The organism is Streptomyces millisiae, assembly GCF_031845425.1.
Taxonomy (GTDB): Bacteria; Actinomycetota; Actinomycetes; order Streptomycetales; family Streptomycetaceae; genus Streptomyces; species Streptomyces millisiae.
The window spans coordinates 57,451-74,046 of sequence record NZ_JAVREM010000017.1; the positions used below are offsets into that span (position 1 = coordinate 57,451).

Below are 16,596 nucleotides of genomic sequence, written 5' to 3' on the forward strand. Positions count from 1 at the left end.
GTCATGTCGACCCGAACTCCTTGTCGATGAGGGCGAAGAGGTCGTCGGCGGTGGCTCCGTCGAGCCGGTCCGCCAGGTGCTCCGCCGGTTCCGTCGCGCCGAGGGACCGGTTCAGCCGGTTGAGCAGCGCCTGGAGTCGGGCCGTGAGCCGGGCGGCGTCGATCTCCTCGCGCGGCGTGCGCTCCGCCAGCGCCTCGAGACGGTCCAGGGTGGCGAGCAGGGGGACGGCGTGACCATCCCCGTCGTCCGGCTGCTCGCCGTCCCCGCCGCCGAGGGCCGCGGCCAGGTATCCGGCCAGTGCCTTGGCGGTGGCGTGGTCGAAGACGACGGTGGCCGGCAGCCGCAGCCCGGTGCGGGCGTTCAGCCGGTTGCGCAGGTCGACGGCGCCGACCGAGTCGAAGCCGAGGTCCTTGAAGGCCCTGCCCGGTTCGACGGCCGTGGGCCCGTCGTGCCCTAGGACGACCGCGGCCTGGCTCCGCACCAGGTCGAGCGCCAGCCGGTCCCGCTCCCCCGGGGGCGCCTGGGCGAACCGGGTCGCGAAGGCCCGCGCCGCCGCGTCCTCGGGGCCGGGGGTCCCCGGCGCGTCGTCGTCGAGCGCGGCCACCGCCTCGGGCAGGGCACGCAGCAGCGGGCGGGGGCGCGCGAGGGCGTAGACGGGCGCGAACCTGCGCCAGTCGATGTCGGCGACGACGAGGTGGCTTTCGGAGTCGGTGAGCGCCTGATCGAGCGCCTGGAGCGCCCGTTCGGGCGCCATCTCGGTCAGCCCCGTGCGCCGCAGCGCGGCTCCGGACTCGGCGTCCACCATGCCGCCCCCGGCCCAGGAGCCCCACGCCACGGAGGTGGCGGCGGCGCCACGGGCCCTGCGGCGCTGCGCGAGGCCGTCGAGGTAGGCGTTGGCCGCCGCGTAGGCGGGCCGGCCGGCGGTGCCCCACACGGCGGCGCCCGAGGAGAACAGCACGAAGGCGTCGAGGTCCCGGTCGCCGAGCAGCCGGTCGAGGTGGCGCGCCCCGGCGGTCTTGGCGCGGGTGAGGTCCGCGATCCGCTCGGGGGTGGTCTCGGCCAGCGGCGGTTCCTCCTCCAGGACGCCCGCCGCGTGGAACACGGCGGTCAGCGGCTCGTCGTCGGGCAGCGCGTCGAGCAGTGCGCGCAGCGCGTCGCCGTCGGCGACGTCGCAGGCGGCGACGGTCACCCGGGCGCCCAGGGCGGTGAGTTCCGCCTCCAGCCGCGCCGCGCCCGCCGCCGCGGGCCCGCGCCGACCGGCCAGGACCAGGTGGTCGGCCCCGTTCCCGGCCAGGGCGCGGGCGACGTGGGAGCCGACGGCGCCGGTGCCGCCGGTGACCAGCACCGTGCCGCGCGGGCGCCACGGCTCGACGGTGGTGGCGGGTTCCGGCCGGGGGGCGCGCACCAGCCGGCGCGCGTACCCGCCGTCGGGCCGGATCGCGACCTGGTCCTCGCCGGTGGTGCCGCACAGCGTCGCGCGGAGCCGGTCCGCCGCCCGGCCGTCGACGGGCCCGGTCAGGTCGACCATGCCGCCCCAGGAACCGGGACGGTCCAGACCCAGCACCGTGCCGAGCCCCCACAGGGCGCTGGCCGCCGGATCCACGTCCTCGTGGCTCCGCACGGCCACGGCGCCGCGGGTCAACAGCCACTGGGGAGCGGCGACCTCGGCGTCGGCCAGCGCCTGCGTCAGGGCCACGGCCTCGGCGAGCCGGTCCCGGTCGGCGCCGCGCTCGGGGTCTGCACCGGGCTCGGGGTCGTCGAACGCCAGCAGCGACAGCACGCCGGCGATCGGCTGCCCCGCCACGGCGGCGCGCAGCCGGTCGGCGAGCTGGCCCCGCCGGGTGTCGGGCGTCTCGACCAGGACCAGGTCCGCCGGCTGGGCGGCGAGGGCGTCCGCCAGCGCCGAGGCCGGTTCCGCGTCGGGCGGGGCGACGAGCAGCCAGCGGCCCCGCAGCGGGCCGGCGGCCGCGGCGCCGGGCAGCGGCTGCCACTCCACCCGGTACCGCCAGGAGTTCACCGTGGCCGCCTCGGTCTGGGCGCGGTGCCAGTCGGAGAGCGCGGGCACGACCCGGCTCAGGTCCTCGGCGGCGACCCCGAGGCGGGCGCCGAGGCCGCCCAGGTCGCCCTCCTCGACGGCCCGCCAGAAGTCGTGGTCGACCCGGTGTTCGGGGGAAGGGACGACCGCGGGCCGCGCGGGAAGGCCGTCCTCCTCGTGCCAGTACCGGCGGGTCAGGAACGGGTAGGTCGGCAGGTCGGCCTGCCCGCCGCCGGGGAAGAACGTCGCCCAGTCCACCGGCACCCCGGACACGTGGAGTTCGGCGGCCGAGGCGGCGAACCGGCCGAGACCGCCCTCGCCGCGCCGCAGGGTGCCGGTCACCACGGCGGCGTGGTCGAGATCCTCCAGGGTCTCCTGGACGCTCGCCGCCAGCACGGGGTGCGCGCTCACCTCGACGAAGGCCGTGCAGCCGCGACCGGCGAGTTCGCGCACCACCGGGGCGAAGCGGACGGTGCGGCGAAGGTTGGCGTACCAGTACCGCGAGTCGAGCTCTCCCGCCCCGACCCACGCTCCGGTGACGGTCGACAGCATCGGCACGTCCGGCTCGCCCGGATCGAGCGGCGCGAGGTCGTCCAGCAGCCGACGCTCCAGGAGTTCGACGTCCGCGGAGTGCGAGGCGTAGTCCACCGGCACCCGCTTGGCCGGTACGCGCTCGGCCAGGAGCTCGGCCCGCAGCTCGTCGAGCGCGGCGCCCGGGCCGGACAGCACGACGGACCGGACGCCGTTGTCGGCGGCGACCGCGATCCCGTCGCCCCGGCGTTCCAGGCGCGGCACCAGCTGCTCGGCGGAGAGCGCGACATGGAGCATGCCGCCGTCGCGGTCGGCGAGCAGCTGGCCGATGGCCCCGCTGCGCAGCGCGACCACGCGCGCCCCGTCGTCGAGCGAGAGCGCGCCGGCGACGCAGGCCGCCGCGATCTCGCCCTGCGAGTGGCCGATGACGGCGTCGGGTTCCACCCCGTGCGCCCGCCACACCGCCGCCAGCGACACCATGACGGCCCACAGCACGGGCTGCACCACGTCCACCCGCTCGTGCGCGGGAGCCGCCGGCTCCCCGCGCAGCACCTCGGTGAGCGACCAGTCGACGTACGGGGCGAGCGCCTTCTCGCACGCCTCGACGCGTTCCGCGAAGACCGGCGACTCGTCGAGGAGTTCGGCGGCCATCCCGACCCACTGGCTGCCCTGCCCGGGGAAGACGAACACGGTCCTGCCGCCCGGCTTCGCTCTTCCTGTGACCACGCCGGGCCGCGGCCGGTCGGCCGCCAGGTCGCGCAGGGCGTCGAGCAGCCGCTCCCGGTCCCTTCCGATCACGACCGCCCGGTCCTCGAACGCGGTGCGGCGGGTGGCGAGGGAGTGTCCCACGTCGGCGAGGGCGACGCCGGGACGGTCCGCCAGGGCGTCGGCGAGCCGCCGCGCCTGTTCGGCCAGCGCCTCCGGGCCGCGGGCCGAGAGCACCAGCGGCGCCACCGGGGGGTCGGCCGGGGGCGCGCCCCCGGCCGGTTCGTCCTCGGCCTGTTCGATGATGACGTGCGCGTTGGTGCCACTGATGCCGAAGGAGGACACGGCGGCCCGCCGTGGCCGGCCCGCGTCCGGCCAGTCCCGTTCCTCGGTCAGCAGCGCGACCGTCCCGGACGACCAGTCGACGTGCGGTGTCGGCTCGGAGACGTGCAGGGTCCTGGGGAGCCGCGCCTCGCGGACGGCCATGACCGCCTTGATCACGCCGCCGACCCCGGACGCCGCCTGGGCGTGCCCGAGGTTCGACTTGAGCGAGCCGAGCCACAGCGGGCGGTCGGCGGTGTGGCCCTGCCCGTAGGTGGCGAGCAGCGCCTGCGCCTCGATCGGGTCGCCGAGGGCGGTGCCGGTGCCGTGCGCCTCCACCAGGTCCACCTCCGAGGAGGCGAGGCCGGCCGCGGCCAGCGCCCGCTCGATGACCTGGACCTGGGCCGGCCCGTTGGGCGCGGCGAAGCCGTTGGACGCGCCGTCCTGGTTGACGGCGCTGCCCCGCACCACGGCCAGCACCCGGTGCCCGTTCCTGCGGGCGTCCGACAGCCGCTCCATGACCAGGACGCCGACGCCCTCGGCCCAGGCGGTGCCGTCGGCGTCACCGGAGAAGGCCTTGCAGCGGGCGTCGGGCGCAAGGCCCCGCTGGCGGCTGAAGTCCACGAACATCTCGGGGGTGCCCATCACGGTGACCCCGCCGGCCAGCGCCAGGGTGCACTCGCCGCCGCGCAGCGCCCCGGCGGCCAGGTGGAGGGCGACCAGGGAGGACGAGCAGGCGGTGTCCACGGTGACCGCGGGCCCGCGCAGGCCGAGGCTGTAGGCGACCTGGCCGGACACCAGGCTGCCGCCGGGGCTGCCGCCCAGGTAGTCGTGGTACATCAGCCCCGCGTAGACGCCTGTCTGGCTGCCGTGCAGGGAGCGCGGATCGATTCCCGCCCGCTCGACCGCCTCCCAGGCCACCTGGAGCAGCAGTCGCTGCTGCGGATCGGCGCGCCGGGCCTCGCGGGGGCTGATGCCGAAGAACTCGGCGTCGAACTCGGCCGCCTCGTAGAGGAACCCGCCCTGCCGCACATAGGTCCTGTCCTGTTGCCCGGGCTCGGGGTCGTAGATCGCGTCGACGTCCCAGCCCCGGTCGGCGGGGAAGTCCCCCACGGCGTGCCGGCCCTCGGCGACCAGCCGCCACAGGTCGTCCGGCGAGGCCACGCCGCCTGGGTAGCGGCAGCCCATGCCGATGACGGCGATCGGCTCGCCCTCCCGCAGCTCGTACTCGCGCAGCCGCCGCCGCGTCTGACGCAGGTCGGTCGTCGCACGCTTGAGGTAGTCACGCAGCTTGTCGTCGTTCGCCATGGCCCGCCCGTTCACGAGATGCCGAGTTCGTCGTCGAGCACGTGGAAGAGTTCGTCGTCCGTCGCCATGGCGAGGTCGTCGGCCCCGCCCTCCTCCGCGGTGTCCCGGTCGCCGCGCCATCCGCGCAGCAGTGCTTCGAGGCGGGCGGTGATCCTCGCCCGGTCGGCGCCCGTCCGCTCCGCTGCCGCGAGCGCCGCTTCGAGCCGTTCGACGCCCTCGACGACCGGCTGGAGGGCGTCCGCGGCCGGCTCCGGGGTCAGCAGGTCACGCAGGTGCCAGGACAGTGCCTCGGGTGTGGGGTGGTCGAAGACCACGGTCGCCGGCAGCGTCGTCCCGGCCGCCGCGCCGAGCCGGTTCCGCAGTTCGACGGCGGCCAGTGAGTCGAAGCCCATCTCCTGGAACGCCCGTCGGGGTTCCACGGCGGCCGGCGACGCGTGCCCGAGCACCGCGGCGGCCTGGGCACGGACGGCGTCGAGCAGGAAGGCGTCGCGCTCCGTCTCGGGCAGCCCGGCCAGGGCGCGCGCGAGGCCGCCGGCGGTGTCCCCGCGGGCGGGAACCGGGGCTTCGCGCCGGGTGGCTCCGCCCGCCAGGCCGCGCAGGACGACGGGTATCTCGTCCGGGGCTCTGCGACGCAGCGCCGGGAGCGTCACCTTCAGCGGCACGGCCAGTGCTGCCCGGTCGGGTGGCGCGCACAGCGCGGCGTCCAGGAGCGCCAGGCCCTCGTCCGTGGTGAGCGGCGGCAGGCCGAGCCGGTCGAGCCGCCGCAGCGCCTGCTCGTCGAGCTGCCCCAGCATGCCGGCGTCCTCCGCCCAGGCCCCCCAGGCCAGGGAGAGCGCGGGCAGCCCCATGGCCCGCCGGTGCGCGGCGAGCGCGTCGAGGAACACGTTCGCGGCGGCGTAGGTGGCCTGTCCGGCGCCCAGTACGTAGCCGGCCGCCGAGGAGAAGAGCACGAACGCCGACAGGTCGAGCCCCAGGGTCAGTTCGTGCAGGTTCCAGGCCCCGTCCCCCTTCGGCCGCAGGACGGCGTCCAGGTGATCGGGCGTCACCGCGTCGACGAGCGCGTTGTCCGCGACACCGGCGGCATGGACCACGGCGGTCAGGGGGTGTTCCGGGGGGATGGCGGCGAGGAGTGCGGCGAGGGCGTCCCGATCCGCGACATCGCAGGCCGCGACCGTCACCTCGGCACCCAGTTCGGTGAGCTCCGCCCGGAGTTCGCCGGCCCCTGCGGCATCCTGACCACGGCGGCTGACCAGCAACAGCTGCCGGACACCATGCCGAACGACGAGGTGTCGGGCCACCACCGCGCCGAGCCCACCCGTCCCACCCGTGACCAACACCGTCCCCACCGCATCGAACCCCACCCCGGGGCCCGGGGCGCCCGTGGTATCCGGAGCCTCCCGAACGAGCCGCGGCACCAGCCGCTCACCGTCACGCAGGCAGCTCTCCGGCTCAGCCGGGTCCAGGGCGCCGCGCAGCACCTGCGACGACAACGGCCGGTCATCCACGTCCAGCAGGGCGAACCGGCCGGGGTGCTCGGCCAGCGCCGACCTGACCACCCCCCACACCGGCGCCGTCTCGAGGGCGGCGGGCGGATCGTCCCCGACGCCGACCGCGCCGGTGGTGACCAGCACGAGCCGGGAGGACGCGAAGGCCGGCTCGCTGAGCCAGGTGCGCACCGCCGCCAGCACGGCGTTGCCCACTTCCCGCACGCCGTCGAGGACGTTCTTGCTGTCGGTGCCCGGGCAGTTCAGCAGCACGGTACGGGGCACAGCCGCGCCGCCGCCCGCGACATCGCGGAGGTCGGTGAACACCGGAACCGAAGAACCCAACGCCGACGCCAAGCGGCTGGCGCCGGGCCCCACCACGGCGACGTCGGCGGAGGACACCGTCTCGTCGGCCACGGGTGAGCGCGCGGCGGGCTGCCATGCCAGTCGGAACATGGTGTCGGGTGTGGTGGGGTCGACGGGGCGGACGGCCAACGACTCGACCGAGACCACGGGTTGCCCCTGCCCGTCCGCGACGAGCAACGACACCGCGCCGGTGCCGGTATCGGCGTCGGCTGGGGCGATGCGGACCCGCAAGGAACCCGTCCCAGGACCGTGCACCACCACGCCGGACCAGGAGAACGGCAACACCGGACCAGCGGCCACCTGATCACTGTCGAGGAGTTGGGCATGCAACGCCGCGTCCAACAACGCCGGATGAAGCCAGAACCCCGACACATCCACCCCAGCCCCCTCCGGCACCGCGACCTCGGCGAACACCTCCTCCCCACGCCGCCACACCGCGCTCAGACCACGAAACGCCGGCCCATAGCCATACCCCGAGCTCTCCAACTCCTCATACACACCCCCCAACCCCACCTCCACCGCCCCCACCGGCGGCCACACCACCAACCCCTCCCCACCCCCACCGGAGACCTCCAAAAACCCAGCCGCATGCCGCACCCACCCCTCAACGTCATTCCCGGCACGGGAGTGAATCGCGAACCCACGCCGCCCCTCCCCATCCGCACCATCCACACTCACCCGCAGATCGACCGCTCCCCGCTCAGGCACCTCCAACGGAGCCTGGAGCGTCAACTCCCCCACCACCCCACACCCCACCTCAACCCCAGCCCGCACCGCCAACTCCACAAACGCCGTCCCCGGCAACAACACCCGCCCCAACACCCGGTGATCCCCCAACCACCCCTGCCGGTCAACCGACAACCGCCCCGTCAGAACAACCCCACCCGACTCAGGCAACTCCACCACCACACCCACCAACGGATGCTCAGCCGACACCACACCCCAACCACCCAGACCAGACCCCGAATCCAACCAAAACCGCCTGCGTTGGAAGGGATAGGTGGGCAGGTCGATCAGGCGGGCCCCGGTGCCGGCGAACAACGCTTCCCAGTCCAGGTCGGTACCGGTGGTGTGCAGTCGAGCCAGGGCCACCAGCACGCTGCGGGACTCGTCGGTGTCCTTGGCGAGAAGCGGCACACACACCGCCTCCCGCCCCTCGGACAGGCAGCCCAGCAACATGGCAGTGCAGGTCGCATCCGGACCGATCTCCACGAACCGGTCCATGCCCTGGGCCTCTACGGTCCGGATGGCGTCGGCGAACCGCACCGGCCGCCGCACCTGCGACACCCAATACCCCGGATCACACCAATCCCCGGCCCCACCCGTCACGGTCGACACGATGCCGACACGCGGCTCCCGGTAGGTCAGCCCCTCGGCCACCGCCCGGAACTCCCCCAACATCGGCTCCATGAGCGCCGAATGGAACGCGTGCGACACCCGAAGCCGCCGCGTCCGGCGGCCCGCCAACTCACGTTCCAAGACGGCCACGGCCTCCGCGTCGCCGGAGACGACCACCGATGAGGGGCCGTTGACGGCCGCCAGGTCCAGCCCCTCGCCAAGCAGCGGCAGGACCTCCTCCTCGGAAGCCGCCACCGCGAGCATCGCCCCACCCGCCGGCAACGCCTGCATCAACCGACCGCGAGCCGCCACCAACGCACACGCATCCGGCAGCGACCACACCCCCGCCACATACGCCGCCGCCAACTCCCCGATCGAATGACCCACCACCACATCAGGCCGCACACCCCACGACTCAAGAAGCCGGAACAGCGCCACCTGCACCGCGAACAACCCCGGCTGCGCGAACTCCGTCGAATCAAGCGCGGTCGCGTCCTCAAAGACGACCTCACGCAACCGCCCGTCGAAGCCCGCGCACACCTCGTCGAACGCCTCGGCGAACACCGGAAACCGCGAGTAGAGCTCCCGCCCCATCCCCACCCGCTGCGAACCCTGACCCGAGAACACAAACGCCGTCCCACCCACGGCATCCGCCACACCCCGGACCAGACCCGGCGCCTCCTCACCATCCGCCAAGGCGCCCAGGGCCCGGGCGAGTTCATCGCGGTCCGCACCCGTCGCCACAGCCCGATGCCGCAGCTGGGACCGGCCCGTCACCAACGACCACCCCAGGTCGACCGGGTTCAACTCGGGTTCTTCAGCGAGACGCGCCACCACGCGACCAGCCATCGCGCGCAGGGCCTCCGGCGTATGGCCCGACAGGAACCACGGCAGCAGGGAACCGTCGTTCTTCGGACCTGTTGTGACGGGGTCCGCCGCCGGCTCGCCCTGCTCCACGATCACGTGCGCGTTGGTGCCGCTGATCCCGAACGAGGAGACTCCGGCGCGACGCGGACGGCCCGGGTCGTCCCACACCCGCTGCTCGGTCAGCAACTCCACCGCGCCCGCCGACCAGTCCACCTCGGGCGACGGTTCGTCCACGTGCAGGGTCCTGGGCAGGACCTCGTGCCGCATCGCCATCACCATCTTGATCACGCCGGCCAGGCCCGAAGCCGCCTGCGTGTGCCCGATGTTCGACTTCACCGAACCGAGCCATAGCGGGCGATCGTCCTCCCGCCCCTGCCCATAGGTCGCCAACAACGCCTGCGCCTCGATCGGATCACCGAGCCGCGTGCCCGTCCCATGCCCCTCCACCACGTCCACCTCGGAAGGAGCCAACCCCGCATCAGCCAACGCCGCCCGAATCACCCGCTGCTGCGCCGGACCATTCGGCGCGGCCAAGCCGTTGGACGCACCGTCCTGGTTCACCGCCGAGCCCCGCACCACCGCCAGCACCCGATGCCCGTTACGCCGAGCATCCGACAACCGCTCCAACACCAACACACCCACCCCCTCCGACCAAGCGGTGCCGTCGGCCGAGCCCGAGAACGCCTTGCACCGCCCGTCAGCGGCCAACCCACGCTGGCGACTGAAATCGACGAATGCCACGGGGCGCGACATCACGGTCACCCCGCCGGCCAGTGCCAGATCGCACTCGCCACGGCGCAGCGCCTGGGCCGCCCAGTGCAGGGCGACCAGCGAGGACGAGCAGGCCGTGTCCACCGACACCGCCGGGCCTTCGAGACCGAGCGTGTAGGCGACCCGGCCGGAGACGACGCTGGCGAGGCTCCCGTTGCCGAGGTAGCCGGCGATGTCCTCCGGAACCTCGCTCTGCCATCCCCAGTCGTGGTACATGACGCCGGCGAAGACACCCGTCCTGCTGCCGCGCACCGAGGCCGGGGCGATGCCCGCCCGCTCGAACGCCTCCCAGGACGCTTCCAACAACAACCGCTGCTGGGGGTCCATGGCGGTCGCCTCGCGCGGGCTGATCCGGAAGAGGTCGGGGTCGAACTCCGCCGCGTCGTGGAGGAACCCTCCCTCACGGACGTAGCTGCTGCCGGGTCGCTCCCCGGACGGGTCGTACAACCCGTCCAGGTCCCAGCCGCGGTCGGTGGGGAATCCGGTGATGCCGTCCGCCCCGTCCGCGACAAGACGCCACAGCTCCTCCGGTGAGGCGACGCCTCCCGGATACCGGCAGGCCATGCCCACGATGGCGATCCGCTCGTCGTCGTCCCGGCCCGTCGTGGTCGGGCCCGGGGCGGTGCCCTGCTCCTGTGCCGTGTTGCCGAGTTCGCTGGCCAGCAGGCGGGCGACGGCCGTGGTCGTGGGGTGGTCGAAGACCAGGGTCGCGGGCAGGGGCAGGCCGGTCGCCGAGCCGAGCCGGTTGCGTAGGTCGAGAGCGGACAGGGAGTCGAAACCGAGTTCGCTGAAGGGCTGTTCGACGTCCACGTCCTCCGGTGTCGCGTGGCCGAGCACGGCGGCGACGTGTGCGCGTACCAGGTCGAGCAGCCGGCGCCGGCGTTCGGGTTCCGGCTGGGTCGACAGTGCCCCCGTCACGGTGGAAGCCACGGGGCCGGCGGCCGGCGGGCGGGAAGCGGACGGTGGGCGCACCAGACCGCGCAGGACGGGCGGCACACCGGCCGTCGCGGCGTGTTCGCGGAGCGCGGCGAGGTCCAGCTGGACGGGGAAGAGCAGGGTCTCGTCGGAGTCGAGCGCCGCGTCGAACAGCGCCAGGCCCTCGTCAGGGGCGAGGGGGCGTACTCCGGAGCGGTTCATGCGGCGCAGTTCCGTCTCGCCGAGCCGCGCGGCCAGGCCCTCGCCCTGTTGCTCCCACAGGCCCCAGGCGAGCGACACTGCCGGTAGCCCCATGGCTCGTCGGTGGGCCGCCAGCGCGTCCAGATAGGTGTTGGCGGCCGCGTAGTTCGCCTGACCGGCCGCTCCGAAGGTGCCGGACACGGACGAGAACAGCACGAAGGCCGACAGGTCGAGGCCGAGGGTGAGTTCGTGCAGGTGCCGGGCCGCGTCGACCTTGGGGCGCAGCACCGTGTCCAGCCGGTCCGGGGTGAGCTCCGTGAGCACGCTGTCATCCAGTGCTCCGGCCGCGTGCACCACGGCGGTCAGCCGATGTTCGGCCGGGATTCCGGCCAGCGCCTCGGCCAGCGCGTCCCGCTCGGCGATGTCGGCGGCGACGACCGAGACGTGCGCTCCCGCGTCGGTGAGTTCGTCGACGAGTTCCCGTACGCCCGGTGCCGCCGGTCCGCGTCGGCTCACCAGCAGCAGGTTCCGCACGCCGTGGGCGTGCACCAGCCGGCGGGCCACCAGGGCGCCGAGCTGCCCGGTGCCGCCCGTGACCAGCACGGTCCCTTCGGGGTCGAGGGTGCCTGGTGTGGGCGAGCCGGTGTCCTCGACCCTCGCCAGTCTGGGCACCAGCATGCGGCCCTGACGCAGGGCGAACTCGGGTTCCCCGGTGGCGAGCGCGGCGGTCAGGGCGCTTCGGGAGTCGGCCTCCGCGTCGAGGTCGGCGAGCACCAGGCGTCCGGGATGTTCGGCCTGCGCCGCGCGCACCAGACCCCACAGGGGTGCGGTGGCCAGGTCGATGGTTCCGGCGGTGGGTACGGCCACGGCGCCGCGGGTGAGGACCACGAGGCGAGTCCCGGCCGTCCGCTTGTCCGCCAACCAGTCCTGCAGCGCGCGGAGCAGGTGTCGTGCGGACAGCCGCGCCGTCCGGGGGTCCTCGGGCTCCCCGGTGCGGGGGACGGACAGCAGTGCGGTGTGCGGCAGGGCGTCGTCGGCGAGTTCCGCCCAGTTTCCGACGGGCGGGCCGAACAGCTCGGACAGGCCGTGGAGGTCCTCTCCGACCAGCATCGTCGGGCCCGGATGCGGCTCGGACATCGGCTGCGGTGTCCACTCCAGCCGGAACAGCGAGTCGCGGCCGGTGCCTTCCCCGGGGTCGATCTGGTCCTCGCTCACCGCACGGAGGACCAGGGAGTCCACGGATGCGACCGGCTCTCCCGACGGGTCGGCGAGTGCCAGGGCGAAGCCGTCGTCGGGGGTGCGGGAGAGACGCACCCGCAGCCCGGAGACCCCACTGGCCCGCCGCGAGAGTCCGTTCCACACGAAGGGCAGCCGGAGCCCGGGCTCGTGCCCGACGAAGAGATTCACCGCCTGCACCACGGCGTCGAGCAGCGCCGGGTGCAGAACGTACGACGGGGCGTCGGCCCGGGCCTCCTCGGGCAGTTCCACCTCGGCGTAGATCTCCTGCCCGTGCCGCCAGGCGGCGCGCAGGCCACGGAACACCGGCCCGTACTCGAGTCCGGCTGTGGCGAGGCCCCGGTACACGGCGTCCACGTCGAGGGCCGAGGCTCCTTCGGGCGGCCAGGCGGTCAGGCGTCCGGAGGTGGGCTCTCCGGTGCCGGCCCGTCGCAGCACGGCCGTCGCGTGCCGGGTCCACACCTCGTCGGCGGGGTCGTCCGCACGCGTTGCCTCGGGCGACCGCGCCGAGTAGAGGGACAGTTCACGCCGGCCCGCGTCGTCGGGCGGGCCGACGAAGACCTGGACCGGGACTCCGTCACGCTCGGGAAGGACCAGCGGCGCCTCGGTGATCAGTTCCTCGACCATCCCGCAACCGACCTGGTCGGCCGCTCGGTGCACCAGTTCCACGAACACGGCCCCGGGCACCACCGTGCGCCCGTGTACCACGTGTTGGGACAGCCAGGGCAGGGTGTCGACGGACAGCCGGCCGGTCAGCAGGGTGCCGCCCGAGGCGGGAAGCGTCACCGAAGCGCCGAGCAGCGGATGGGCGACCGCCCGCAGCCCGGCGGGAGCCGAGTTCGCGTGACGTTCGGGTGGTGCCCAGTACCGCTTGTGCTGGAAGGGGTAGGTGGGCAGGTCGACGCGGTGGGCCCCGGTGCCGGCGAACAGGGCCTCCCAGTCCACGGCGCCGCCGCTCGCGTAGTGCGTACCGACCGCGGTGAGCAGCGCCGTTGCCTCCGGACGGCCACGGCGCAGGGTCGGGGTCAACGTGACCTCGTCGGCGTCGGGCAGGCACGCCTCGGCCATGGCCGTGCAGGTGGCGTCCGGACCGATCTCGACGAACCGGCCCACACCCTGAGCCGCTACGGTCCGGATGGCGTCGGCAAACCGCACCGGCCGCCGCACCTGCGACACCCAGTACTCCGGACCACACCACTCGGCAGCCCCACCGGTCACGGTCGAGACGATGCCGACACGCGGCTCCCGGTACGACAACCCCTCGGCCACCGCACGGAACTCCTCCAACATCGGCTCCATCAACGCCGAGTGGAACGCATGCGAGACACGAAGCCGCCGCGTCCGGCGGCCCGCAAGCCGAGCCTCCAGGCCAGCCACCGCCTCCGCGTCACCGGAAACGACCACCGATGAGGGGCCGTTGACGGCCGCGAGGTCCAACCCGCCGTCGAGCAGCGGCAGGACCTCCGCTTCGGAAGCCGCCACCGCGAGCATCGCCCCACCCGCCGGCAACGCCTGCATCAACCGACCACGAGCCGCCACCAGAGCACACGCGTCCGGAAGCGACCACACCCCGGCCACATACGCCGCCGCCAACTCCCCAATGGAGTGACCCACCACCACATCAGGGATCACACCCCACGACTCAAGGAGCCGGAACAACGCCACCTGCACCGCGAACAACCCCGGCTGCGCAAACTCCGTACGATCCAGCGCCTCCCCGTCCTCAAAGACCACCTCCCGCAACAACCCACCGAAGCCCGCACACACCTCGTCAAACGCCTCAGCGAACACCGGGAACGCCTCATACAGCCCACGCCCCATCCCCACCCGCTGCGAACCCTGACCCGAGAACACAAACGCCGTCCTCGCGTCCGGCCGCGCGATCCCACGGACCAGCCCCGCCGCCGTCTCCCCCGCCGCCAACGCCCGGAGGCCCCGTACGAGTTCGGCCCGATCCGCAGCCGTCACGCCGGCTCGGTGCCGCAGCTGGGACCGCCCCGTGGCCAACGACCATCCGACGTCGGCCGGCCGGAGTTCCGCGCGCTGTTCGACCAGGGACAGCAGCCGAGTCGCTTGCGCGGCCAACGCCGCCGGCGTGTGCCCGGACAGGAGCCAGGGCAGTGAGGAATCCGCGTTGTCCGGGCCGTTCTCGACACGGTCCGCCGCCGGCTCGCCCTGCTCCACGATCACGTGGGCGTTGGTGCCGCTGATGCCGAACGAGGAGACTCCGGCGCGACGCGGGCGGCCCGGGTCGTCCCACGCCCGCTGCTCGGTCAGCAGCTCCACCGCGCCGGCTGACCAGTCCACCTCGGGCGACGGCTCGTCCACATGCAGCGTGCGCGGCAACACCCCGTGCCGCATCGCCATCACCATCTTGATCACACCCGCCACACCCGCCGCCGCCTGCGTGTGCCCGATGTTCGACTTCACCGACCCCAACCACAGCGGGCGATCGTCCTCCCGCCCCTGCCCGTACGTCGCCAACAACGCCTGCGCCTCGATCGGATCGCCGAGTCGCGTGCCCGTCCCGTGCCCCTCGACCGCGTCCACCTCGGACGCGGCCAACCCCGCGTCGGCCAATGCCGCCCGGATCACCCGCTGTTGCGCCGGACCGTTCGGCGCGGTCAGGCCGCTGCTGGCGCCGTCCTGGTTGATCGCCGAGCCCCGCACCACGCCCAGTACCCGGCGTCCGTTGCGCCGGGCGTCCGACAGCCGCTCCAACACCAACACGCCGGCGCCCTCGCCCCAGCCCGTGCCGTCGGCCGCGGCGGAGAACGCCTTGCACCGCCCGTCGGGGGCCAACCCGCGTTGCCGGCTGAACTCGACGAAGGTGCCGGGGGTCGACATCACGGTGACGCCGCCGACGAGAGCCATGGCGCAGTCGCCACGGCGCAGCGCCTGGGCCGCCCAGTGCAGGGCGACCAGCGAGGACGAGCAGGCCGTGTCCACCGACACCGCCGGGCCTTCCAGACCGAGGGTGTAGGCCACCCGGCCGGAGACGATGCTGCCGCCGCTGCTGCTGCCGGGGTAGTCGTGGTACATGACGCCGGCGAAGACCCCGGTGGCGCTGCCCCGCAATGACAGCGGCGGAACACCTGCCCGCTCCAACGCCTCCCAGGAGACCTCCAGCAACAACCGCTGCTGCGGATCCATCTCCAGCGCCTCACGCGGCGAGATGCCGAAAAGCCCGGCGTCGAACTCCGCCGCGTCGTGCAGGAACGCGCCCTCCCGGCTGTAACTACTTCCTGGCCGCTCACCCTTCGGGTCGTACAACCCGTCCAGGTCCCAGCCCCGATCGACAGGAAACCCCGAAACGGCGTCCCGCCCCTCGACGACCAGCTCCCACAACTCCTCCGGGGAACCCACCCCACCCGGATACCGGCACGCCATCCCCACGATGGCCAGCGGTTCGCCGTTCCGTTCCTCGGTCTCTCGGAGTTGCCGCCGGGTTTCGCGAAGGTCGGTGGTGGCCCTCTTGAGGTAGCTGAGAAGTTTTTCCTCGCTGGTCATCGATATTCCCCTACGGCAAACGGTCGGAGTTCTCGCCTGAATCAACGGGATTCCAGGAGCGGGCGCGCGGAATGCGGAATCGGGTATCCGGGGGAACCCGGTCGGACGATAGCGCGCGGCCCGCCGGCGCAAGACCCCTAGTTCCCCGCGTTTCCGCCCCCTGACATCGCTCTTTCCGGCGCGGGCCCTAGGGGTTGGGTGGCTAACGTCGCACGCCGACGAAGAGTCCGCGGCCGGAGAGTCCGCCCTGGAGGTAGGTGGGCGTCAGGCCGGCCCGGTCGAAGGCGTCCTCGTACTCGTCCCGGGTGAACAGGGTGATGAGAGTGCTCTCGGTGAGGTGCCGGACGCCGTTCTTGGGGTCGGCGATGAGGTAGTGCACGTCCATGCGGCTGGCCCTGCCCTCCACGCTGGAGTGCGAGACCCGGGCCACGGTGCGGTGGTCGGCCGTGACGACGTCGCCCGCCACGTGGTGGGGGGTGAAGGTCTCGGGGAACCACCAGGGGTCGATCACGACCACGCCGCGCCGCTCGGCGGCGTGCCGGGCGAAGCACCGTAGCGCGTCGGCGAGTTCGGCCACCGTCGACAGGTGTCCCACGGAGGCGAACAGGCAGGTGACCGCGTCGAAGGTGCGGCCGAGGTCGAAGGAGCGCATGTCCCCGAGGTTGAGTCGGACGTCGGGGAGCCGCCGCTGGGCCCGGGTGAGCATGTCCATCGACCGGTCGAGCCCTTCGACCTCGTCGAACTCCCGGGACAGGTGGGCGAGGTGGAGGCCGGTGCCGCAGGCGACGTCGAGCAGCGAGCTGGCGTCCGGCTTGCGGGAGCGGATCACCTCGCGCAGGTGCTCGGCCTCCGCGGCGTAGTCCTTGCCTCGGCCCTGGTGGACGAGGTCGTAGATCTCGGCGTCCTCGGCTTCGTACATTCGTCCCTCACATCGGTCGCGTCGGGCGTTCGTCGGTGGCAGGGCGGGGGCGCGGCCTGGTGTGGTCCGGCCGCGCCCCCGCCCCCGCT

At 73.6% G+C, this 16,596-nt stretch carries 2 protein-coding genes and 1 pseudogene; all 3 read right to left on the reverse strand.

Annotated elements, in window-relative coordinates:
* Nucleotide 1: 1 nt before the first annotated feature.
* Nucleotides 2-4,861: pseudogene (locus RNC47_RS15730) on the reverse strand (type I polyketide synthase); the annotation flags it as partial.
* 50 nt (nt 4,862-4,911) lie between these two features.
* A complete protein-coding gene (locus RNC47_RS15735) occupies nt 4,912-15,588 on the reverse strand; it encodes a type I polyketide synthase (protein ID WP_311599277.1) in 10,677 nt (3,558 codons plus the stop codon).
* A 202-nt stretch (nt 15,589-15,790) separates the two neighbouring features.
* Nucleotides 15,791-16,507: a class I SAM-dependent DNA methyltransferase gene (locus RNC47_RS15740; protein ID WP_311599279.1), complete on the reverse strand. Its 717-nt coding sequence runs from the start codon at nt 16,505-16,507 to the stop codon at nt 15,791-15,793.
* Between the last annotated feature and the right edge of the window lie 89 nt (nt 16,508-16,596).

Bases quoted from the DNA above. Each gene is read 5' to 3' on its own strand.
- RNC47_RS15735 (WP_311599277.1), bottom strand. From the start codon at position 15,588: ATGACCAGCGAGGAAAAACTTCTCAGCTACCTCAAGAGGGCCACCACC.
- RNC47_RS15740 (WP_311599279.1), bottom strand. From the start codon at position 16,507: ATGTACGAAGCCGAGGACGCCGAGATCTACGACCTCGTCCACCAGGGC.